We start from the raw sequence: 22,860 nt of genomic DNA on the forward strand, positions 1-22,860 counted from the left end.
CCAGCCTTAAAGTCATACTACATAACCCTTAAGCCATCAGCAGCCCCTACTGTTGATGGCTTTTTTTATGGATGACTTAAGCGCTTCTGCATAAAAATTTTATCAATCCCCTGAGCAGGAAAATCACTATACCGCCCCACTTCTTCAAACCCCATACGAATATAAAATTCTCTGGCTTGAAAGGTATAGGTATCAAGGCATAAATCGCACACGCCAAGCTTACGGACTTGATGTTCCATCTCTGACATCAACGCTCGACCCAACCCAGACGCTCGGTGCGTTTCATCAACCCATAGGTACTCGACGAATAACGTGGTTTTGAACACTTCGCCAATCAATCCGCCAAGCACGTTAAATTGGGCATCTTGCTCAAAGCAGGCAATGCTATAAACCTCACCTTCAGGTAAGTGACGCGCATTGAACGATTGCAAACCTTTGTAGATGACTTCTCGAATCGATTTAGGCGGATTAATCATAAACTGCACAGACATTTTGACACGCCTCCATTTAGCGGTGATTCTCTCGATCCAATCAGTATACGTGACAGACAGACAACAAAATGATTTTCATTGATAAACTCAAAATTTAAGACTGAAGGCATTATTGTCGCCGTCTAAGAGTAACCGCGAATTGATCGTATTTCGGAATTTCATCATGACTCAAAAAATTCTCTTTATTATCGCCTGCCTTGCACTGGGGGGATGTTCCAACTCCAGTGATGAAGAACTCAAGAACCAATACATTTCAAGTTATATCGAGAGTACCACACCGCTATTTGTCGACGAGCTCAAAGAGCAAGCCGCCAAACTTGAGATGTCACATCAGCAATTCGAATCCCTCCTTGATATCGCCAGCCAGCGGATTGAGCGTATGGCAAACTGTTCATACGATGCTTACCAAGACTTTCCCAAACGTTACCGCGATACCATGATTCGCTCGATCGTCAAAGGCGATGATATCCGCGCCAGCAGCTTACGCGTGAATCAATTGATAGAAAGCGATATGAGCGATGGTTTAATCGCTCAAGAAAAAATTATTCGCTCTGCGCGTCGAGTAAAAGAAAGCCTCACTCAGTGCATGCAGGGTTAATCGTCATTCAATTCCTAGTTTTTTAAGCGATAAAGCCATGTATTGCGACAATTTTGACCAACGTACATGGTGTCTATGGATGCGCTGACTGGGCATAAACACAGCGATGACGCCATATGACTGCTGAACGTGATTCACCAATCAAACTTGGCCAAACCCCGCCCGACAGATATGAACATCATCACACAAGGTTAGTTTTCTGTTTGAAACCATTCAGGAACTTTATCTATGCTGAAACGGTTCAGCCTACAAGCTGAATCGTTTCAGTTATGCCAGATAATAATAAGGAATCAACATGAAATTAACCTCTGTATGTGCTGCCCTACTTCTCGCCTGCCCAGTTTTTTCTTATGGCGCGGAATTTATCCTTACCGACAGCCACCAAGATGTGGGAAATTGGCAAGTAACCAGTGAGCAACTAGGGATTGATAGCCCGACACCGTTCTCAGTCGAAAAGCAGCGCCTCTATGGCGGCAAACAAGCTGGCGTTGACATTATCGTGATCAAAAACGGAGAGCTGGAGATTACTTTAGTGCCGACGCGTGGTATGGGCATTTTTAACGTTAAACAAGATGGTCAACGTGTGCTCGGATGGGATTCTCCGGTCAAAGAAATTGTCAATCCAGTGTATATCGACCTTGAAAGTCGTAACGGATTAGGTTGGCTCGACGGGTTTAATGAAATGCTGGTGCGCTGCGGTTACGAATGGACAGGGCATCCTGGCGTGGATGATAACGGTCAACTTTTAAGCCTTCATGGTCGAGCGCAAAATACCCCAGCCTCAGCGGTAAAAGTTACCATTGAAGAGGAGGCCCCTTACACCATCTCGGTTCAAGGTCATATTTCAGAGCGCACATTTAAAAAAGCAGAGCTGGTCACGCAAACTCGATTTGAAACCACTCCGGGGAGTTTGCGTTTTTCTGTGCATGACACACTCACCAATCACGCTGACTACGACGATGAATACCAGATCATTTATCACTCTAATTTTGGTACGCCAATTTTGGAGAAAGGCGCTCAAGTCTCAGCCCCTGCCAGTGAAATCTCTCCGTTTAATGCCTATGCAAAAAAGGGCTTAAAGGATTGGCAAACTTACCTTGGTCCAACCAAAGATTTTGATGAGATGGTCTTTAATCTTAAGCCGTTAGCCGATAAAAAAGGCAACTCGTTGGCCGTTCTGCATAACTCGGCGGCCAATAAAGGCGTGGCAGTGAAGTTTAATGTAGAACAACTGCCTGTACTGACCCTTTGGAAAAATACTGACACGGAAAAACAAGGTTATGTAACGGGGCTTGAACCCGGCACCAGCTACGCATACAACACCAAATATCAGCGTCCACTGGGTTTGGTCCCCACCATCAAGGCCGGACAATCAAAGCATTTTGATGTCACTTATCAATTACTCGACAATGCATCGGATGTTAAACAAGCCCTAAAAATTGTTGATGACATTCAAGGCGGAAACCCCGTCAAGCAGGTTGAAGAACCGATTGTGGATTTAAATAACGTCAGCGACTAACGTGATTTTTACTCCGAAAAGACCACCCAAGGGGTGGTCTTTTCACATCGAACATCATTGATAGTGAGGCATGCACAAGCGTCTCGCACGGTTGGCCTCGGCATCACCGGCTAAGACTGATAAGAAGGTTCATATTCAAGTTCTTTTTCAATCAAAATTGGCTTTAAAACTTGGGTCCAGATTAAATACCCTTCACGTGACATATGAACCCTATCTTTACGATAAAGCGCTGAATTAGGCTTACCGTGCTCGTCAAACATCGCCGTGGCAACATCCACATAGGTGATATTTTGGTCCTCGCGACTTTGCGCTTCAAGCAATTGATTGACGCGCTGCATATTCGGCCAGTGACTGGTGCGTTTGGGGCTGGGTTTTACCGAAAGCACATAGATACGGCAATCTGGCAACTGTTGATGAATGGTATTGACCAACTTGGCGAAGGTATCAGCAACTCGTTGCGGCGCAACACGCTGAGCAATATCATTATCCCCTTCATAAATCACGACGGCGCGTGGCTGATAAGGCACAATCACTCGTTCAGCATAATGCAGTAAATCATTCATGTTACTGCCTCCAAACCCGCGAGGAATGATCGTCAGCGGAGCCAAATCTTGTTTAATGTGCGAATGCCACATACCAATACTGGAACTGCCGACCACCACAATACCATTAGGCGCAGGAGGATTTTTCTGGTCTCGTGTTTCAAAGCGGGCGATTTCAGATTCAAATTTATCCGCTTTACCGTAAGGCACAAATTTGGCATCGGCAGCAAAGCTGTTTATCGTCAACGTGCTAAGCGTAAACACAAAAAATAATCGTTTTAGATTCATAGTGACCATACCTTTTAACGCCATCGTTTATCGACACCTTAACGAAAAATGCAATATTGAATGTGAGAACACGGCAGATTCACCATTAAGTTTAATTAAGTGGCACCACTAACAGTCCAATACAAAGATACGTCATGACTAACGCGACGAGCCCATCAAGAACGCGCCACGCGTTGGGATTTTTAAATAACGGCAGCAAAAAACGCGCCCCGTAAGTGATAGAGATAAACCACGCCACGCTCGCTAGCATCGCACCTGCCCCAAATTCCCATTGGGTGCCTTCGGTGTACTGCAACGACAAGCTGCCCAGCATGAACACCGTATCCAAATACACATGAGGGTTGAGCCACGTAAATGCCAGGCAAGTTAGCAGTATTTTCTTTCGACTCGGAGCAATGAACTCGGAAGGATTCAACGATTGATGGGTATCGAATGCACGTTTTGCCGCCTGAAACGCATTAAATGCAAGAAATAAGGCGCCCGCATAGCGAACCCACTGCAACATAGTTGGCCATTGCTCAACCATAAACCCTAGCCCTGAAATGCCAGCCGCAATCAGCAAAATGTCACTGATAATACATACCAAGGCCACCAAACCAACATGGCTGCGTAGCAATCCTTGGCGAAGAACGAACGCGTTTTGGGAGCCAATACAAACAATCAGGCCAGCGCCCGTAGTAAATCCAGTTGCTAATGAAGAAATGATCATAAAAACGTCAAATAAGGAAAAGTTGTTTTCAATTATCGACAACAAGACTTAATTAGGAAAACGATATAATCTTATCTTAGTTAAGAATTACTAATGTTGATGCCATCACTATGAGTTTACTCTCTCCACAAGTACAAGCATTTATTGCCGTCATTGAAGAAACCAGCTTTGACGCGGCGGCCAAGCGTTTAGCCGTCACGCCCTCTGCCATCTCACAGCGAATTAAAACCTTAGAAGATCGCATAGGACAGTTGCTGGTGATTCGCCAGTCACCTTGCCAACCCACACCTGCAGGTGAAAAACTGCTCGCGAAAGTCAAACCTATGGCCCTACTCGAAACCGAAGTCATGGCGGAGTTTGTTCCTCGAGCGTCAACGCAGGCCAAGCGCTTTACGCTTGCGGTTAATGAAGATTCGCTCTCGACATGGCTTATTCCCACCTTAACCGCACTTCACCAACAGCATGGTCATCTCTTTGACCTGTGCGTTGATGACCAAGACTATACCCTCGACTACGTCAAAAATGGCACAGCGATTGGTGCGTTGACCTCGGAGAAAACGCCGCTCCAAGGCTGCACTTGTCATAACTTGGGCAACATGCGCTATTATGCCGTGGCCTCTCCGCAATTTGCCAAACGGTACTTTGCAAACGGGCTTACACCACAAGCCTTTATTCAAGCGCCGCTCATTGCTTATAACCGTAAAGACCCCTTACAACACCGCTTTATGGAAAAAGTCACCCACCAGGCACTTTCTCCCAATAACGTCCACTTTATGCCCAACTCTTCCGGATTAGTGACGGCTGCGACTCAACACATGGGTTGGTGTATGGTCGCTGAGGGTCTACTTGGCGACGCCATAAAACATCAACAGTTGGTGTATCTTGCCCCTGAGATGTGGCTTGATGAACCGCTTTATTGGCAACATGCAGCAGTCCAATCCAAATTACTCGATAGGGTGACCAACGTGTTATTTGACGCCTCAACGAGTGAGTTACATCGCTCAAGCTAATTCGCTGAATATTGGTGCAATCTTACATTGAGCGCTTGGCGCAAGCGTTAACTCGTAAGGCTGGATATACTAGCCATAGCTTGGTGGAAACAAACAACACCGAGTAACACTTACCATCAATGGTCATAGGATATGCCGATGTTAACGACCGATGTCGCGTGCTCAATCAGCGATTTTGCCCGCTATTTTGAAGCAAATAGCCTAAGTAACCGGCTGTTTATCAGTAGCCCACAAATGAACATTCATTTTCACGCAGAAAACGCCCACGACTTTGAGCTCTGGGCTCAAAAGCGTGGTGAGATGGAAAAGGTGAAACGATTGCTGATTTTGCGTCAGTTTACGGATCAGCCTGCGGGCGAATCAGGCGTCGAGGTCAAAAACGTGGCCTTAGGTGTACTCGATTTGGCAAACGCCACGATCACCTTCTTATCGCCCAAACTCGCGCGGCAAACCTACTCACAACAGGCTGTGTCGGGCGTTACTATTACGCCACCGAGCGACCTGAATTTCGTCGCCATTGAGTCGCTCGCTGATTCGGCGTAAATCAAGCCCATAAATTAACCAAACGGGTTAAAACAGCAGGACTATGTTAATGAATGTGATGGCTTAATTCGCATTTGAGTATGATTGGGAATTCAATGTTTGCTTTAGCCAAACATCCAGTGTTTAATTTCCTAAATGTCTAACTGAGGAACTCAAATTTCATGGCTACTATCAAAGATGTAGCGAAAGCCGCTGGCGTTTCTGTTGCTACTGTCTCTCGAGTTATCAACAAATCTCCAAAAGCGAGCCAGAGCTCAATCGATTCTGTAACCAAAGCCATGAATGAGTTGGGTTATCGGCCAAACGCCGCAGCGAGGGCTTTAGTCAGTCAAAGCACCAATACAATCGGGGTATTAGTAGGTGATGTCTCCGATCCTTTCTTTGGCACGATGGTAAAAGCGATAGATAAGGTAGCCCACCAAAACGGTAAACATTTACTGGTAGGAAATGGCTACCACAGCGCCGATGATGAACGCCGGGCGATAGAATTACTGATCAATAACCGCTGTGACGCATTGGTGATTCACGCTAAAGCCCTTTCAGACCAAGAGCTGATTGATTTTTCTAAGGAAGTTCAAGGCCTAGTGATCATTAATCGCCATGTTCCTGAATTAGAAGATCGCTGCGTATATCTTGACAACCACAAAGGGGCCTATTTGGCGACCGAGTTTCTCATTCGCCAGGGCCACGAAAAAATTGCCTGTATCACTTCTAGCCACGATATAGAAGATGCTAATGAACGTATTGGAGGCTATCGCCAAGCTCTGGCTGATCATCAAATACCGCTGTCAGATGCTTATATTGAAAGTGGTGAACCCGACAATGACGGCGGCGAAGATGCGATGATGCACCTTTTAACCAAAGGAATTGAGTTTACCGGTGTTGTCGCCTACAACGACTATATGGCGGCAGGCGCATTATCTATTTTGGATGAAAATGGTCTTGACGTACCGAGTCAAGTTTCCATCGTGGGTTTCGATGATGGGTTTATTGCCCGCTACGTAAAACCAAGGCTTACCACCGTACGTTATCCAATACAAATGATGGCGGAAAAAGCGGCGAATCTCGCACTGGAACTCGCAGCAGGTGATGCCCCTACCGAGCCAGAGGTCATGCGCTATTCACCAACCATGGTCAAACGCGACTCGGTAAAAGCGCTCGATTAATTCCCCTGCAGACACACAGCAATAAGCACATAGCAATAAGGCTTACTTGCGTAAGCCTTATTGGGGTTGTCACTGACTTAATAGTGAAAATGATAGCCAGTATGAAAGCGGTACGTTTGTCCAGGTTCGATGATACAGCTGGGTTGAGGCCACTCTGGATGATTCGGAGAATCAGGGAGAAACTCGGTTTCCAGTGCCACGCCAGCATAAGTTTTATAATATTGCCCGTTACGTGCCGGTGTGCCTTCCAACCAGTTCCCACCATAGAGCTGAATGGCAGGCTTATCGGTTAACACGTCCATCCGAATGCTTTGGTCTTGGTTGACAAGACGCGCAATCGGCTTCGCGACATCACGCTGATCAGAAAAAAAGTAAGCATGATCATAACCTTGATGCGGCTTTTGCTGCTCATCTTTAAGTAAATCTTGACCAAGCGTTTTCGGCTCCTGAAAATCGAATCCAGTTTCAATGACTGCCGTTAAGTCCGCATTTGGAATGCCAGCATCATCAATGGGTAAATACCATGGCGCATCAATCCATAATTCATGCGCAAGAGTATCAGTTTGAGACTCGGCGCCATTTAAGTTGAAATACGCATGGTTGGTCATGTTGAGCGGCGTTGCTTTATCAGTTTCCCCTTGGTAATCAATCAAGACTTGATCGTCATCTGTCAGGGTATAAGTAGCACGCATGGTTACATTACCTGGAAAACCTTGGTCGCCGTCAGCGGAAACTATCTTGAAAGTAACATGGTAGTCAGAGTGCGATTCAATTTCCCAACGCAAACTATGAAACCCACCATCACCACCGTGCAAGCAATTTCCTTTCTGATTTTGGTCAGCGATATACGCTTGGCCATCAACGTTAAAAGCCCCTTTAGCAAGACGGTTCGCATAACGCCCAACCGTTACCCCCATGTAACTTTGTTGGCGCTTGAAGTTCGCTAGGGTGTCGACACCCAGCAGTACTTCCCGTTGCTCACCGCTTGCCAAGGGTAAACTGCAGCTCAGCCAGGTTGCACCGATATCCATCAATACCAAACGCATGCCTTTGGCATTCTTAAGTTCAACCAATGTCGCCGGCTTGCCATCATACGCAGGCTCAGTTGTCATTGTTTCAAATAGTGGATGGGTCACGCTGTGCTCCTTGATCAGTTGACGAGGCCAGCCCCTGTATGGGCTTGGCAGACATAGATAGTTTCCTTGAGTCCAGTTGCAGCTTGATACTGCTCAGCAACAGCAGATGTAACCGCTTCCACTAACTCAGGCACCACCAATGATACGACACAGCCCCCAAAGCCACCACCCGTCATCCGCACACCACCTTGGTCACCAATCACACCTTGAACAATTTCAACTAAGGTATCAATTTCCGGTACTGTAATTTCAAAATCATCTCGCATAGAGGCATGAGATTGCGCCATCAAGGCGCCTAAATGGGCGATATTCCCCTCTTCGAGCGCTTTTGCTGCCTCAATCGTTCGTGCATTTTCAGTAATCACGTGGCGAGCGCGTTTCGCCACCACTGGCGATAAACTCGCTTTATTCAGTTCGAACTGCGCCAAACTGATATCTCGAAGGGCGGGCACGCCAAACGCTTGTGCTGCTTGCTCACACTGCTCACGACGCATGTTGTATTCGCTGTCAACTAACCCCCGCTGTTTATTCGAGTTAATGATAACGACCACCAACTCTTTTGGCATAGAAACCGGCTTGGTGGCTAGGGTTCGACAATCAATCAGCAAGGCGTGGTTCTCAACGCCCTCAGCAGAAATCAGCTGATCCATAATACCGCAGTTGCAGCCCACAAATTCGTTTTCTGCTTTTTGCCCGTTGAGTGCAATTTCAGCTTGAGATAGATTAAGTTGATAAAGCTCTTTAAACGTTTGCCCTATGACCACTTCCAACGCGGCAGAAGAACTAAGCCCTGCGCCCTGCGGTACGTTTCCACTCACAGCCAGATCTAATCCACCTAACGTCAAATCACGCTCAAGCAAGCATTTCACCACACCACGGATATAGTTGGCCCACATTTTATCGGCTTGAAATTCAATCGGCTGGGTTAAGTCAAATTCATCCAACTGGTTTTGGTAATCGGCCGACACCACTCGTACAAGGCTGTCTTCACGTCGACTCGCAGCGACCACAGTCTGATAGTTAATCGCACACGGCAGAACGAAACCGTCATTGTAATCGGTATGTTCGCCAATCAAGTTAACTCGCCCTGGAGCTTGGACCAAGAACTGCGGTTTTGCGCCAAACATCGTTTCAAAACTCGCCGACACGTTGCTTACTGGATCACTCATGTTATTTCTCTTCAATTTTGGTTATTTAGCGCTCTAGCCTAAAGAAAGCGCACTAAAAACGGATTGGGTTACGCCGTTGTTAGTCATTGTGTTCGGACTTGTAGTGGACATCTGACACATCACGTAGCCTTTGAGCGGCTTGTTCCGCCGTTAAATCACGCTGCGTTTCCGCTAACATTTCATAACCGACCATAAACTTACGCACGCTGGCGCTGCGCAGCAGTGGTGGATAAAACAAGGCATGTAACTGCCAATGCTCGATATCGATTCCTTGCTCAAAGAATGGCGCATAATGCCATCCCATCGAATACGGGAAGGAACATTGGAACAAGTTGTCATAGCGACTCGTGAGCTTTTTCAGTGCTAAAGCAAGATCATCACGCTGTGCTTCGTTTAAGTCACTGAAACGCCGAGCCGCCGCTTTTGGCAGCAACATGGTTTCAAATGGCCACGCAGCCCAATAAGGCACGAGTGCCACCCAATGTTCGGTTTCGACGACAACACGCTCACCATGCTTTAATTCTGCCTCGACGTAGTCAGTCAATAAGTTGCGGTTATGCTGCTGGTAGTACTGTTTCAGGTTAGTGTCTTTTCGTTCGATCTCATTGGGCAAAAAACTATTTGCCCAAATTTGCCCATGGGGGTGTGGTTGAGAGCACCCCATGGTTTCTCCCTTATTTTCAAACGCCTGAACCCATATATACTCTTTGCCTAGCTCCGCGACTTGTTCACTCCAGGTATCGACCACTTGTCGAATGGCGTGAGCCGAGAGTTCAGGTAAGGTTTTGCTGTGATCGGGTGAGAAGCAAATGACTCGACTTAAACCACGAACCCCCTGCGCTTGAAATAATGGGTCTTCTGACGGCGGCGTATCCGGTGAGTCGATCATCAATGCCGCAAAATCATTGTCAAACACATAAGTGCCATGATAATCCGGGTTCACATCGCCAGAAATCCGTGGATTCGTTGGACACAAAAAGCACGTAGGCTCATAACTTGGTAACTGCTCGAGTGCAGGGGTTTCATCTTGCCCACTCCAAGGGCGCTTAGCGCGATGGGGAGAAACAAGAACCCACTGACCTGTCAATGGATTGAAGCGTCGGTGGGGATGATCAACCGGATTAAATTGTTTGTTCGCCATAATCGTATTTACCCAAATTGTTAAAAACTTAATAACCCTGAGGGTTGTTAGACTGCCAGCGCCATGTATCGGCGGTCATTTCGGTAACACTGCGTTTGGCTTTCCAACCAAGCTCACGCTGAGCTTGGTCAGTACTTGCCCAGCACTTCGCAATATCTCCTGGCCGCCGCGGACACAGCTCATAAGCAATCGATTGACCGCTTGCTTGAGAAAATGCATTCACCATATCCAGTACACTGGAGCCCTGTCCCGTACCAAGGTTAAAAATATGCAGTCCCGGCTTTGCACCCACTTGTTGTAGCGCCGCGATATGCCCATCGGCCAAGTCGAGCACATGGATGTAGTCCCGTACACCCGTACCATCTTTTGTCTGATAATCATCACCAAAGATAGACAGCTTTTCGCGTCTCCCGACGGCAACTTGCGCAATAAAAGGCATCAAATTGTTGGGCGTGCCTTGTGGGTCTTCTCCCATTAATCCTGAAGGGTGTGCACCAACCGGATTAAAATAGCGTAGCAACGTAATACTCCACTCGGGTTCGGCATGAACCAAGTCCATGAGACACCGCTCCACCATGTATTTACTGGTACCATAGGGGTTTGTTGTCGCTCCAGTAGGGGCCTGTTCAGTAATTGGCACAGATTGAGGATCGCCATAAACCGTTGCTGAAGAGCTGAAGACAAGACTTGTGACGCCCGCTTTGCGCATACAGCGGGTGAGTACCAACGAACCATTTACGTTATTGTCGTAATACTCAAGAGGCTTCCTGACTGACTCCCCCACCGCTTTCAATCCGGCAAAATGAATCACCGAATCGATATCATATTGGGCAAATACGGAGTCCATAAAGGCTTCATCACGGACATCACCCTCTAAAAAAACCGGGCGTTGTTGAGTCAAGTGCTCAATGCGATTGAGTACTTCAGATTTGGCGTTACATAAGTTATCAATGATGATGGGTGTTAAACCCGATTCTAACATTTCAACGCAAGTGTGACTGCCGATATACCCCATGCCACCGGTAATGAGAACGTTCACGACTAACCTCTCTGTTGATTACCCAAATTAGTAGCGCTGAGTTTAGCAGTACGACGAAGATCGTTTCTGTGATAAAAAGCACAACATGTAAACGTTTCCACTAATTTTCATTAAAAATTTAAGAGGTACTAATTTCCCTGTTAATAAAGCACGAGTTAATAAATTAATGACCAGAAGTAAACGTTTACAAAAAAGCACCATTATAAGGCTAATCCAAATACAACATTCGCGGCTCGGAGAAGCCCTTTGATCTGCTAAGGAACGTCAAAAACAATCAGAAAACATCGCGCTTTGGCGCATCGACGGTTGATTATCAAATTAAGGATTGGCAAAGTAGCACCGATTCATTGGGCCTCAGTATTAGGCCATTCATTCAAACTGCAATATTGGAAAACAATATGAAAGTCATTCGCTGGTTATTAGGAAAACTCATTTTGGTACTAAATGCGGTATTTTCTCCCAGAGGCATTAAACGCAATCCCCAAGATCAGCGTCAAGTTGATGAAAAGGCGAAATATTTAGCGCTGTACCAATTCGAAGCCTGCCCATTTTGCGTGAAAGTTCGCCGCGCGATGAAACGTCAATCCGTGAATGTTGCATTAAAAGACGCGAAGAACAATCCACAGCATCGAGCTGAGTTGGAGCAAGGTGGTGGACGAATCAAAGTGCCATGTTTGCGCATTGAGAAAAATGGTCAAACTCAATGGATGTATGAATCTTCAGACATTGTCGCGTACTTAGAAAAAGAGTTCGCTTAAACTGATCTCTGATAGGCAGCCATAGGAAAGAGTATGACGCGGATTGCTTCACATCCAGTAAAGCTCGATTGGACCAAAATCAAAGCCATGGTGTTTGATTTGGATAATACTCTGATTAGCTCGCAACTGAACTTTGTCTGGCTTCGTGAACAAATCGGGTGCCCGCCTAAACGGGATCTTCTTAACTACATCGACGAACTTCCGCATCAACAAGCACAAAAAGCCCATCAAATTGTGGTCGATCATGAACTTGACGATGCTCGGCACAGCGAACTGATGCCAGGGGCCAAAGCACTGCTCAACGTATTAGCTCGCGAGCAGCATCATGTGGCGATCATTACTCGTAATTGCCAAGCAGCCGCGAAGCAAAAACTTGAGCAGCATGGGTTGACGATTTCGCCCGTCATTAGCCGAGAACACTACGCCGCCAAGCCTAGTCCAGACGCGTTAAATGCCCTCCTTGAGCGCTGGCAACTGATGCCAGAGGAGCTGATTTATGTTGGCGACTACGTGCATGATTTACATACCGCGATGAATGCAAAGACGCCAAGTTGCCTCGTCACTAACCATCCGATGCATCGAGAGTTTTCCGCGTATGCTTCGCTTACCGTCAACTCACTTGATCAATTAATTCCGTATATCAGTAAACATCAATAGTGAGTGAAGTAACCGCTTACCAACTTCGATCTCTTGATATCAAAGCATTGGTGAATCCACACCGTCAATGCCAAACTACGGTGCCATATAAAATCGCAGTAACCTTACGCGGTGACGGTTGATTAGTTGGCTTTCATCCCCAATAATCTCTAGCAGCTAAACCGAGGTTAACCACACCTCGGTTTACTTTTCTTTATTACACAAGTTCGAGAATTATGTCTGATACTGTTTCCGCTCCACCCAACTCTTTAAGCCGCCAATTGTTTACCATGACTTGGCCGATGTTATTCGGCGTGCTGTCGCTCATGAGCTTTCAATTGGTGGATAGTGCTTTTATCGGTCAACTTGGCGTTTTACCGTTAGCTGCACAAGGGTTCACCTTACCAATTCAGATGGTGATCATTGGACTTCAAGTGGGCCTAGGCATCGCAACCACGGCGGTTATCTCTCGTGCGTTAGGCGCCGGACAAACACGCTATGCCAAACAACTTGGCGGCTTGGTGATTGCCATCGGGAGCATTGGAATTGCGCTGTTTTCCGTGCTGATTTACCTGTTGCGCGGACCTTTACTGTCTCTGCTTAGTGCCCCAGACAGCGTCATGCCAATCATAGACAGTTATTGGATATACTGGTTAGTCAGCTCTTGGACGGGCGCTGTACTTTACTTTTTCTACAGCCTCTGCCGCTCAAACGGCAATACCATGTTGCCAGGCACCATGATGATGGTCACCAGCGTACTCAACCTGGCGCTTGACCCTATCTTCATTTTTACCCTTGATTTGGGCATTAACGGCGCTGCGATTGCAACGATACTCGCGTTTGGTATCGGTATTTTAGTGGTTGCCCCAAAAGTCATGTCACGCCATTGGGTAAGCTTTGATTGGCATGATCTCAATATCGTGCGCAGCGTAGGTTCGATCAGCAATATCATGGGGCCAGCGATGATAAGCCAGCTTCTTCCTCCGCTTTCATCAATGTTAGCCACCAAGTTGCTTGCCACGTTCGGCACCGCCGCAGTGGCTGCCTGGGCATTGGGTTCTCGCTATGAGTTTTTTGCTATTGTTGCGGTATTGGCGTTAACCATGTCCATGCCTCCAATGATTGGTCGCTTACTGGGGGCCGGGAAAATACAGGATATTCGCCAACTCATTAACATTGCCGTCAAGTTCATACTTGGCTTACAGCTGGTGATTGCGATCATCACTTGGCTTGCCGCAACACCACTGGCTCAACTCATGACCAGTGAGCACAGTGTTGAGTCGATTTTAAATTGGCACTTGATGATTGTGCCTTTGAGCCTTGGACCGCTTGGCGTGTGTATGATGATGGTATCGGTGTCCAACGCATTAGGTAAATCGTATACCGCGTTAACCATTTCGGCGCTGCGTCTGTTCGTTTTCTTCCTGCCTTGCTTGTGGCTCGGTGCTCAATTGGACGGATTACAAGGCTTGTTTATCGGCGCTCTTGTCGGCAACCTCTTTGCTGGACTTTGTGCTTGGCTCATGTATCGCCGAGCACTGACTCAAGTCGAAGCAAAATTAGCCCAACAAAACTAAGCTCAACGCTCATCTTTCGACGAATCCATCACTACCATGGTAGTGATGGCATTCACCACTTGGCACTCCCCCAACACATCTGCGTGGAATCGCTTGTAGCCGACCAAATCATTGGTCTCAACTCGCAGCAAGTATTCGTTAGCCCCTGTGATGTTGTGGCATTCAACCACTTCATCAACAAACTGAACATGCTGTTCAAACTCTTTTTGCGCTTTTTTACCGTGGCTCGATAACCCAACCGACACATAGGCAATAAAACCAACCCCCATCACATTACGATTAAGCACCGCACGGTAACCACTGATCACACCGCGTTTTTCGAGTTCTTGTACACGGCGTAGCGTAGCCGATGGCGAAAGCCCAACGCGCTCAGAAAGCTCTACATTGGGGATTCTTCCGTTACTCTTCAGCTCGCGCAATATTATTTCGTCAAATTTATCCATTGCTCAATTCCATTGCAAAAATAGCTCATTAACAACAAATAAAAGCACAAAATTGAGCATAATTCTATCTATTATATTTTCAGCTAGTTAAACAGCCTACTCACCCTGATTTTCACTGTCATTAGAGAGACATATTATGGAATTCGCTCACATAAGCGCCTTGGCTCTGTTCGCCTTTGTTACCACTTTTACCCCAGGACCGAATAATATTATGCTGATGACCTCGGGAGCCAATGTTGGCTTCGCCCGGAGCATTCCTCACTTGCTGGGGGTCACATTTGGATTTTCGGCGATGTTAATGATCGTAGGGGCTAGTTTAACTGGTGCATTTAATAGTTATCCTTTTCTGCACACCGTACTCAAAGTGATTAGCTTAATTTACTTGCTCTATTTAGCCGTTAAGATCGCCACCAGCAAGCCAACACAAAATACAGATGGTTATCGACCGATGAATTTCTTTTCAGCCGCTATGTTTCAGTGGATGAACCCTAAAGGATGGACGATGGCGTTAACCGCTGTCAGTGTCTATAACCCGAGCTCGTCTTGGCTCAATTTACTGATTATCGCGACCGTGTTTATTTTTGCCAATTTGCCGTCGACCAGTATTTGGGTCGTCGCTGGTCAACATTTACAAACCTGGTTGACCACACCTAAGCGTGTGAAAAGCTTTAACTATGTAATGGCTCTATTGCTCATTGGATCAACCTTTCCTATGCTCCATTAAGCAATGTAAATTTGCTTAAAGACGCTTTTCGCAGCGTTGAAGAAGGTGGTAACCTTAGTGAGAACAAGAATAATTATCGTGAGAAAGTAATCTATGAATAAGCCAAAACCCAATGTCGCCACCGTGGTTAGCAGTGACACCATCACGCCGAATATGCAACGTATCCTACTGCAAAGTGATGGTTTTGCTGATTACCCAAGTGACTGTGAAGGCGGATACGTTAAGCTGCTGTTCAATTCTCAGGGTGCCACTGATCTTGACTCACTCACTGTCGATGAAAAACCGTCAATGCGAACCTACACAATTCGTCGTTATCTACCTGAACAAAACCAGATTGAAATCGATTTTGTTCGCCATGAAACCGATGATCTCAGTAGTGGCTTTGCTGCTCGTTGGGCGATGACCGTCTCGATTGGTGAAAAGATTCATATTGCTGGGCCTGGCACCATCCAAAATATGAATATCGACGCCGACTGGTTTTTTATGGTCGCCGATATGACAGCGCTGCCCGCCCTTTCAGCCAAAATTCGCCGTCTACCTCGCGATGCAAAAGGGTATGCTGTGATTCAAGTACAGGATGAACAAGATACGCAACCTTTAGACGCGCCAGAAAACATGCAGGTTATCTGGCTAACCGAGCAAAGCATCAACCAAGTTGTGCCAGATCTCGAATGGTTGGCAGGCACCACATCCGTCTGGTGTGCATGTGAATTTGATTCAATGCGCGCGATGCGAAAATATTTCCGTAACGAAAGAGAAGTGGGACGCGAAAATATTTACCTCAGCAGCTATTGGAAACGAGGTGTCACCGAAGATGGGCACAAGGTGATTAAACGCCAGGATATGGAAACCCAAAATTGAGCGAATCCGAATAAAAAAGCCACCTAAACATGGTGGCTTTTTTCTGCACAACACCGCCCGTTAAAGCGTTGAAATTAACTCTGGATTTAACCCAAAATTAGTCTTGTGCTCTTCAATCACAACTTCGCTTCGAGTCTGAATAACACCAGGCAAGGTCCCCAGTTTGCGCGCCATAAAATGCTGATAGGACTTCATGTCTTTGACTCGCACTTTAATCATGGTATCGAAATCACCGGAAAGTGAATAGCACTCTTCAATTTCAGGCATATCTGCCACCGCATCGGCAAATTTTTCGAAAATTGAAAAACTGGTCTGATCAAGGCGGATATGGATAAACACTTGAACATCCAGTCCGAGCTTTTCAGCATTGAGCTCTGCGTGGTAACCCTTGATATAACCTTCTTTTTCCAACCGCTTAACGCGATCAGAGCATGGTGATGTGGTTAAATTCACCTGTTTTGCTAGCTCAACTAGGGGCAGACGCCCTTTCATATGCAGCAAACGTAAGATTTCTTTGTCAATTCTATCTAGATCCATGAAGCGTTCATTCCAACCATCATCGTTAGAGAAAAGATCACAAAACAAAATAGATAGTAACGGAGTTGGAGGTCGTCGCCTATGGAAGAATATGGGTTTCGTGATTCAGCAGCGGTCACACAGGGTGTATATCTGACATCGCAATCCGTTTGTGCGGCGAAGGCGTATTGCACTCACGGCAAATACTTTGCTCTTCCATCTTCACGTAGTGATCCCCATGAAGCAACATGGCGAGAGAATGGAAGAATCGCTGAGCAAGCGAATGGTCCTCGGCTATGCAACGTTGTAAAACCACCTTATGACTGGTTTCACGGTGACAACGTTGACAATACGCTCGTGGCATGACGGAATCCTCCTCTGTTTACAATCCATACAACAACGGATATTGACCAATAATGTGCAAAATAGTTCCAGTTGATCAAATTTTGCTGAAAAATTTGGAATATTTATTCCGAAACTAATACTGGTATAAATAAAAAAGCCCTGCTACATAGCAGGGCAAAATTTTACAGAGAAAATACATGACTTGTTTAATCAAGTTCAGCGAGATTTTTCTCATACGTTCTGTGTTGAGCCTTCACCGCTTCTTCAGGTTCACCGCTGACTAAACTCACGATCACAATCGCCAGAGTAGCAAGAATAAATCCAGGAACGATTTCATAAAGGTCAAACCAACCACCAGAAAGCTGCTTCCAAACTACGATGGTAACGCCACCGACAACAATACCGGCTAATGCGCCGTTACGATTCATGCGTGACCAAAACAGGCTAAGCAAAATGGCAGGACCAAACGCTGCACCAAATCCAGCCCATGCGTAGGAAACAAGGCCAAGCACAGAGCTATCCGGTGTCATTGCAAGAATTAGAGCAACAATCGATAGACCGACAACAGCCACGCGGCCAACTACAACGATTTCCTCGGATGTTGCGTCTTTTTTGATAACTTGCTTATAGAAGTCTTCCGCCAGCGCAGACGAAGACACAAGCAATTGTGAATCAGCGGTACTCATGATGGCGGCGAGAATGGCTGCTAAGAGGATACCCGCAACCACTGGGTGGAACATGGCATTCACCAGTAGCATGAAGATTTTTTCACCGTCATCAAGAGACAAGCTGCCTGTATTGGTCACGTATACCAGACCAACAAGCCCGACCAATAGAGCACCAGCCATAGAAATCGCCGTCCACAGTACGGCAATGCGGCGAGCGGTCCCTAAATCTTTATTCGAACGAGCCGCTTTAAAACGCGCCAAAATATGGGGTTGTCCGAAGTAACCTAAGCCCCAAGCGGCCAAAGAAATGATGGCGATGCCGGATAACGGCTCCCCTTTCACATCGTTCCAAATCGTCAGCAGTTGTGGGTTAATGTTTTCAAGCTGCGTCGACAAATCACCTTCCATTGCAACGAGAGGAACAATCACCAGTGCTGCAGACATCAGTAAACCTTGCACTAAGTCAGTCCAAGAGACCGCCAAGAAGCCGCCAAACAGGGTGTAAGAAACCACACACACCGTTCCAACAATCACCGCAAGGGTATAATCAAGACCAAATACAGTTTCAAATAACTTACCACCAGCTACTAAACCTGAACTGGTATAGAACAAGAAAAACAGCAGGATAAAGAACGCAGAGATAATTTGAATCAATTTCGATTTATCATTAAAGCGACGAGAAAGGAATTCAGGCAAAGTGAGGGCGTCGGTGGTAATGCTGTACGTACGAAGACGTTTCGCAGCAATCAACCAGTTCAGCCATGTTCCCACTAACAGACCGCCAGCTAACCAAATCGCTTCGAGACCAGCCGCGTAAGCATAGCCAGGAAGACCCAATAATAGCCAGCCACTCATATCTGATGCACCAGCAGAAAGCGCTGAAGGCCAAGGTCCTAATGTACGCCCCCCTAGAAAATAGTCGGACGAGTTTTTCGTTCGTTGGTATGCAATAACGCCGATTGCGAGCATCATTATCAGATACGCAATAAACGTTGAGGTAATAGCAAAGCTATTTTCCATATGTTTTATCCTCTTAATTATAAACTTTCTTCCTTGGATGCCCCAACTGGGGCATCAAATGGGAAGCTTAATGAGCTTCGCTACCCAGTTCCAATAAGGTGGTGTTGCCACCGACAGCGGTAATATTTATGGTTCTGGTACGCTCGGTGATAAAGCGAAGCGAAAGTTGTGGATCCAACGCAACAGGCATGTTGGTGGTATCCGTTTCAGAAATCAAACTCACGATGGCACCGTGACGCTTGGCCAGTTGGCGGTTAAGTTGCATTTCAACCGCGCTGTTACCGACATACCCCACGATTCGCACATCTGATTCTAAAAGCTGCTGATAAGCGTCATTAGAAGCAAACTGAATGAGGTTCGCGGGCAATGCTGATTGCATAAATGCGTTTTCAAGTAGCGATGAAAACGCCGTGTCATCGCTACAGAGAATAACACCATTTCCTGCGATGATAGCCGCGGCCACTTGAGCAGCAGCACACTGCTGGGCACGAGTGCTGAGTTCATCTTGAATGATGACGGCAACACCGCGCCCTGCGGTATAAAGTTCGTTTGTTTCACCAGTTGGCCCGACGAGCTGATGTGTTTGAGCCAAATGCTGACTGGCGTGAGTAATCTGATAATTAAATGCCGACAACACAGGCGCAGACAGTTGACTGCATAGCGTCAAGATACTCTCTTTACGAGCGTCAAAACTGGTTTGATTCCAATTTTCCCATGCCGAGTAAGCATCTGAAAAACGAGTCACGTGATGTACCATAAACCTTCTCCTTACTTACCGAATTAAGAAAATTGGGGCTGAGTGAACCGATACAGGTAATGCGGGCCACCCGCTTTTGGACCTGTGCCTGATAGCCCCTGACCACCAAAGGGTTGTACACCGACCACCGCACCGACTTGGTCACGGTTGATGTAACAGTTACCGACTCGAATGTTTTTCTCTATCCACCGGTAAGTGGTTTCATTTCGGCTATGAACTCCCATCGTTAAACCAAAACCCGTCTGGTTGATATCATTCACAACTTGTGCCAAATCTTTGGCCTTATAGCGAACGATATGAAGAATAGGACCAAAATGTTCTTCCGTTAAACTATTGATACTGCTGATTTCAAATGCAGAAGGCGCGACAAAATCGCCATTTTTACAGGTTTCAGGTAATTCTAATTGCGCCACTTTCTTTTCGGTGCTGGTCATGCGGTCAATGTGCGCCTGAAGCTTATGACGGGCATTCGCGTCAATAACAGGCCCCACATCCGTCGCGTGCAAGTAAGGCAAACCTACTTGTAACTCTTGCATCGCCCCCAGTATCAGCCCAATGATACGATCAGCAATGTCTTCTTGAACGTATAAGACTCGCAGTGCTGAACAGCGTTGCCCGGCTGACGCAAATGCCGAACGAAGCACATCACGAACCACTTGTTCTGGCAGCGCGGTGCTATCAACGATCATCGCGTTCTGACCGCCCGTTTCAGCAATAAACGGCACTGGCGCCGCTTCGCGCTCAGTCAATGACAAATTAATCCGCTGAGCGGTATTGGTTGACCCAGTAAAGGCGACACCAGCAATCGCATGGTGAGATGTCAAAGCCGCACCAATGTCTGCGCCACGGCCTGTCAACAGTTGAATCGTGCCTTGCGCAAAGCCAGCTTGCTGCATTAAAGCAACCGCTCGAGCAGCAATTAAGCTAGTTTGCTCTGCAGGCTTAGCAACAACGGTATTCCCTGCCACCAACGCTGCGGTTATCTGACCAAGGAAAATGGCTAATGGGAAATTCCAAGGGCTAATACACACAAACACACCACGTCCTTCGCGAGTCACTTGGTGAGTATCTCCAGAGAAATCGGTAATGCTTTGCGAGGAAAATTGAGTAATTTGCTTGGCGTAGTAACGACAAAAATCAACCGCTTCACGCACTTCATCGATGCTATCGTGGATAGTTTTACCCGCTTCCTTATGACACAGTGCTACAAGCTCTGCCAAGTTCTCTTCCAATAGGTCGGCAAGACGCTCTAAACAAGCTGCTCGCTGCTGTTTATCGGTTTGGTTCCATGCATCAAATGCCGCTTGCGCGCCATCAATGGCTGCGGAAACATGATCAAGGCTTGCGTGAACCACCGTCCCCACGGTCACATCACGGTCATAAGGCGCAGTAATGGTTTCGACATAACAGGTTTGAGCGGAAGGATCATCACTTTGCCATATCCCATTGATCATCGGGCTCGCTCGCCACTGCTTATCCATAAATGAAGCAACTAGGCGTTCGAACGGCAATGCTTCACTTTCAATATCAATGTTTACCCCTATTGAGTTCTTACGCTCAGGGAAAATATTGGGTGGAAGCGAAATTTGCGGGTTACTCAGCGTCGTGTGACTTTGTAATACATCGACCGGATTTTGAGTTAATGTCTCGACAGGGCAGCGTGCATCCACTAAGCGATGCACAAACGAGCTATTGGCACCATTTTCAAGCAACCGACGCACCAGATAAGGCAGCAAATCTTTGTGGCTACCCACCGGCGCATAAATGCGAACGGGTTGATGATGCGTGGCCATTACATGGTTATAAAGTGAATCGCCCATGCCATGTAGGCGCTGAAATTCAAAATCTTTGTGCTGGGCCATCACCGCGATCGAGGTGACCGTTTGTGCATTATGGCTCGCAAATTGTGGGAAAATATTACCGCGGACATGCTCACTTAGTAAAAAGCGCGCACACGCCAGGTAAGAAACATCGGTCGCTTCTTTGCGGGTGTAAACTGGGTAATTATCATAGCCTGCTTGTTGTGACCATTTGATTTCGCTATCCCAATATGCCCCTTTGACTAAGCGCAGTGGAATCAAGTCACCTTGTTGCTTCGCAAGCCCATTTAGCCACATCAATACAGGCAGGGCACGTTTCGAATATGCCTGAACCACCAGGCCAAACTTACCCCACCCCCGCACCAAATCGCTACGGTAAACTTTTTCAAATAGTTTAAGAGAAAGCTCTAAACGGTCCGCTTCTTCAGCGTCAATAGTAATGGCAACATCAACGTCAATGGCTCGCTCAAGCAGCTTTTGTAACGTGTCATAAAGCTCAGTCATCACACGCGCTTCATTCGCAACTTCGTAACGGGGATGAAGCGCCGACAACTTAATCGAAACCGAAGCAGCAGGGCTGGTACTATCACCGTAACGATTGCGCCCTACCGCATCGATAGCGGTGAGATAATCTTGAAAGTATTTGTGCGCATCATCACGGGTTAATGCGGCTTCACCGAGCATATCATACGAATAGGTAAATCCTTTATCGCGCATGCTGCGACCATTTTTCTGTGCTTCTTCAATGCTGCGTCCCAGCACAAATTGATACCCCATGACTTTCATCGCTTGGTGCATCGCTTTACGAATCACAGGTTCAGATAACTTATTAACTAAGCTATTGACCGCTTGAGCCGGGCTTGGCGGTTGTGTATCAGAAAGGCCAATCACCTTACCCGTTAGCATCAATCCCCAAGTAGACGCATTAACGAAAACCGAGTCTGAATTCTTCAGGTGTGACTTCCAATCAGCAACACTGAGTTTGTCTTTGATTAGCGCATCAGCGGTCGCGGCATCGGGGACTCGCATCAAGGCTTCAGCCAAACACATCAATAAAATGCCTTCCTGCGTATCCAAGCTGTATTCTAATAGCAGCGCATCGATCATCTGAATCGACTTTTTATCGGCACGGATCGCATGAATTAATTCAGTGGTTTGCTCAGTGATCTGATTTTTCTCAGCCTCACTGGAAGTCGCAAGGGGTAATAGCTGTTCAAGCCATTGTGATTCATCCACCATATATAGTGGTGAGATCAGTGACCAAAGCTGTTCAAGCGGCTGCTCAACAAACTCGGTTTTCAACACATCGGTCGCAGTAAACATGCGCGTTCCTCAATCTCAACATCTGAACAAATTTTTCAGATTTCCTACAATGGCTTGCAGT

Annotated in this window: 23 protein-coding genes; 11 read left to right on the forward strand and 12 right to left on the reverse strand. The window is 46.7% G+C overall.

Going from position 1 to position 22,860, the window contains the following annotated elements:
• Positions 1-65 precede the first annotated feature (65 nt).
• Positions 66-491: a GNAT family N-acetyltransferase gene (locus tag M1D72_RS06460; protein ID WP_390192237.1), complete on the reverse strand. Its 426-nt coding sequence runs from the start codon at positions 489-491 to the stop codon at positions 66-68.
• A gap of 163 nt (positions 492-654) precedes the next feature.
• Here M1D72_RS06460 and M1D72_RS06465 point away from each other — a divergent pair, with 163 nt between their 5' ends.
• Positions 655-1,089, forward strand: a complete 435-nt coding sequence (locus M1D72_RS06465; RefSeq protein ID WP_390192239.1) for a hypothetical protein — start codon at positions 655-657, stop codon at positions 1,087-1,089.
• A 295-nt stretch (positions 1,090-1,384) separates the two neighbouring features.
• Positions 1,385-2,608, forward strand: a complete 1,224-nt coding sequence (locus M1D72_RS06470) for an aldose 1-epimerase family protein (RefSeq protein WP_456294979.1) — start codon at positions 1,385-1,387, stop codon at positions 2,606-2,608.
• Between the two features lie 110 nt (positions 2,609-2,718).
• Here M1D72_RS06470 and M1D72_RS06475 read toward each other — a convergent pair whose 3' ends face one another.
• Entirely contained in the window at positions 2,719-3,438 is a 720-nt protein-coding gene (locus M1D72_RS06475; RefSeq protein WP_456294980.1) for an SGNH/GDSL hydrolase family protein, read from the reverse strand.
• A gap of 91 nt (positions 3,439-3,529) precedes the next feature.
• Positions 3,530-4,147 carry a LysE/ArgO family amino acid transporter gene (locus M1D72_RS06480; RefSeq protein WP_456294981.1) on the reverse strand — a complete coding sequence of 206 codons (618 nt, stop codon included), beginning with the start codon at positions 4,145-4,147 and terminating at the stop codon, positions 3,530-3,532.
• Positions 4,148-4,257: 110 nt separating this feature from the next.
• Here M1D72_RS06480 and M1D72_RS06485 point away from each other — a divergent pair, with 110 nt between their 5' ends.
• From M1D72_RS06485 to M1D72_RS06495, 3 genes are all read left to right on the forward strand, one after another.
• The gene (locus M1D72_RS06485) at positions 4,258-5,157 is read left to right on the forward strand and encodes a LysR family transcriptional regulator ArgP (RefSeq protein ID WP_456294982.1); all 900 of its coding nucleotides are present in this window, start codon (positions 4,258-4,260) and stop codon (positions 5,155-5,157) included.
• A gap of 138 nt (positions 5,158-5,295) precedes the next feature.
• Complete coding sequence (locus M1D72_RS06490) at positions 5,296-5,700, forward strand: hypothetical protein (RefSeq protein WP_456294983.1); 405 nt, start codon at positions 5,296-5,298, stop codon at positions 5,698-5,700.
• A gap of 161 nt (positions 5,701-5,861) precedes the next feature.
• Positions 5,862-6,866 (forward strand): substrate-binding domain-containing protein, encoded by a 1,005-nt coding sequence (locus tag M1D72_RS06495; protein ID WP_456294984.1) that lies wholly within the window; start codon positions 5,862-5,864, stop codon positions 6,864-6,866.
• A gap of 77 nt (positions 6,867-6,943) precedes the next feature.
• Here the strand turns inward: M1D72_RS06495 and galM are convergent, their stop codons facing one another.
• The 4 genes from galM to galE form a co-directional block, all read right to left on the reverse strand.
• The gene (gene galM, locus M1D72_RS06500) at positions 6,944-8,002 is read right to left on the reverse strand and encodes a galactose-1-epimerase (RefSeq protein WP_456294985.1); all 1,059 of its coding nucleotides are present in this window, start codon (positions 8,000-8,002) and stop codon (positions 6,944-6,946) included.
• A 14-nt stretch (positions 8,003-8,016) separates the two neighbouring features.
• The gene (gene galK, locus M1D72_RS06505) at positions 8,017-9,129 is read right to left on the reverse strand and encodes a galactokinase (RefSeq protein ID WP_390193265.1); all 1,113 of its coding nucleotides are present in this window, start codon (positions 9,127-9,129) and stop codon (positions 8,017-8,019) included.
• Between the two features lie 121 nt (positions 9,130-9,250).
• Entirely contained in the window at positions 9,251-10,312 is a 1,062-nt protein-coding gene (locus M1D72_RS06510; protein WP_456294986.1) for a UDP-glucose--hexose-1-phosphate uridylyltransferase, read from the reverse strand.
• Between the two features lie 28 nt (positions 10,313-10,340).
• Positions 10,341-11,351 carry a UDP-glucose 4-epimerase GalE gene (gene galE / locus M1D72_RS06515; RefSeq protein ID WP_456294987.1) on the reverse strand — a complete coding sequence of 337 codons (1,011 nt, stop codon included), beginning with the start codon at positions 11,349-11,351 and terminating at the stop codon, positions 10,341-10,343.
• A 398-nt stretch (positions 11,352-11,749) separates the two neighbouring features.
• Between galE and M1D72_RS06520 the strand changes: the two genes are divergently transcribed.
• From M1D72_RS06520 to M1D72_RS06530, 3 genes are all read left to right on the forward strand, one after another.
• Positions 11,750-12,109 (forward strand): glutaredoxin family protein, encoded by a 360-nt coding sequence (locus M1D72_RS06520; protein ID WP_456294988.1) that lies wholly within the window; start codon positions 11,750-11,752, stop codon positions 12,107-12,109.
• Between the two features lie 33 nt (positions 12,110-12,142).
• A complete protein-coding gene (locus M1D72_RS06525) occupies positions 12,143-12,766 on the forward strand; it encodes an HAD family hydrolase (RefSeq protein WP_456294989.1) in 624 nt (207 codons plus the stop codon).
• A 215-nt stretch (positions 12,767-12,981) separates the two neighbouring features.
• Positions 12,982-14,322 carry an MATE family efflux transporter gene (locus tag M1D72_RS06530; RefSeq protein ID WP_390192272.1) on the forward strand — a complete coding sequence of 447 codons (1,341 nt, stop codon included), beginning with the start codon at positions 12,982-12,984 and terminating at the stop codon, positions 14,320-14,322.
• Between the two features lie 2 nt (positions 14,323-14,324).
• On the opposite strand, the gene M1D72_RS06535 is transcribed toward M1D72_RS06530, so the two are convergent.
• The gene (locus tag M1D72_RS06535; protein WP_456294990.1) at positions 14,325-14,765 is read right to left on the reverse strand and encodes an Lrp/AsnC family transcriptional regulator; all 441 of its coding nucleotides are present in this window, start codon (positions 14,763-14,765) and stop codon (positions 14,325-14,327) included.
• A 136-nt stretch (positions 14,766-14,901) separates the two neighbouring features.
• On the opposite strand from M1D72_RS06535, the gene M1D72_RS06540 reads away from it, so the two are divergent.
• Both M1D72_RS06540 and M1D72_RS06545 read left to right on the forward strand, forming a co-directional pair.
• Positions 14,902-15,489: a LysE family translocator gene (locus M1D72_RS06540; RefSeq protein ID WP_456294991.1), complete on the forward strand. Its 588-nt coding sequence runs from the start codon at positions 14,902-14,904 to the stop codon at positions 15,487-15,489.
• Positions 15,490-15,582: 93 nt separating this feature from the next.
• Entirely contained in the window at positions 15,583-16,350 is a 768-nt protein-coding gene (locus tag M1D72_RS06545) for a siderophore-interacting protein (protein WP_456294992.1), read from the forward strand.
• Between the two features lie 60 nt (positions 16,351-16,410).
• Here M1D72_RS06545 and M1D72_RS06550 read toward each other — a convergent pair whose 3' ends face one another.
• A complete protein-coding gene (locus tag M1D72_RS06550) occupies positions 16,411-16,887 on the reverse strand; it encodes an Lrp/AsnC family transcriptional regulator (RefSeq protein WP_093270211.1) in 477 nt (158 codons plus the stop codon).
• Between the two features lie 81 nt (positions 16,888-16,968).
• On the opposite strand from M1D72_RS06550, the gene M1D72_RS06555 reads away from it, so the two are divergent.
• Positions 16,969-17,232 (forward strand): hypothetical protein, encoded by a 264-nt coding sequence (locus tag M1D72_RS06555; RefSeq protein ID WP_456294993.1) that lies wholly within the window; start codon positions 16,969-16,971, stop codon positions 17,230-17,232.
• 185 nt (positions 17,233-17,417) lie between these two features.
• On the opposite strand, the gene putP is transcribed toward M1D72_RS06555, so the two are convergent.
• The 3 genes from putP to putA all read right to left on the reverse strand — a co-directional run bounded on the left by putP (position 17,418) and on the right by putA (position 22,799).
• Positions 17,418-18,899 (reverse strand): sodium/proline symporter PutP, encoded by a 1,482-nt coding sequence (gene putP / locus M1D72_RS06560; protein ID WP_456294994.1) that lies wholly within the window; start codon positions 18,897-18,899, stop codon positions 17,418-17,420.
• A 67-nt stretch (positions 18,900-18,966) separates the two neighbouring features.
• The gene (locus M1D72_RS06565; RefSeq protein WP_456294995.1) at positions 18,967-19,656 is read right to left on the reverse strand and encodes a 1-pyrroline-5-carboxylate dehydrogenase; all 690 of its coding nucleotides are present in this window, start codon (positions 19,654-19,656) and stop codon (positions 18,967-18,969) included.
• 23 nt (positions 19,657-19,679) lie between these two features.
• Entirely contained in the window at positions 19,680-22,799 is a 3,120-nt protein-coding gene (gene putA / locus M1D72_RS06570) for a bifunctional proline dehydrogenase/L-glutamate gamma-semialdehyde dehydrogenase PutA (protein ID WP_456294996.1), read from the reverse strand.
• Between the last annotated feature and the right edge of the window lie 61 nt (positions 22,800-22,860).

It is taken from the genome of Vibrio sp. AK197, assembly GCF_053903115.1.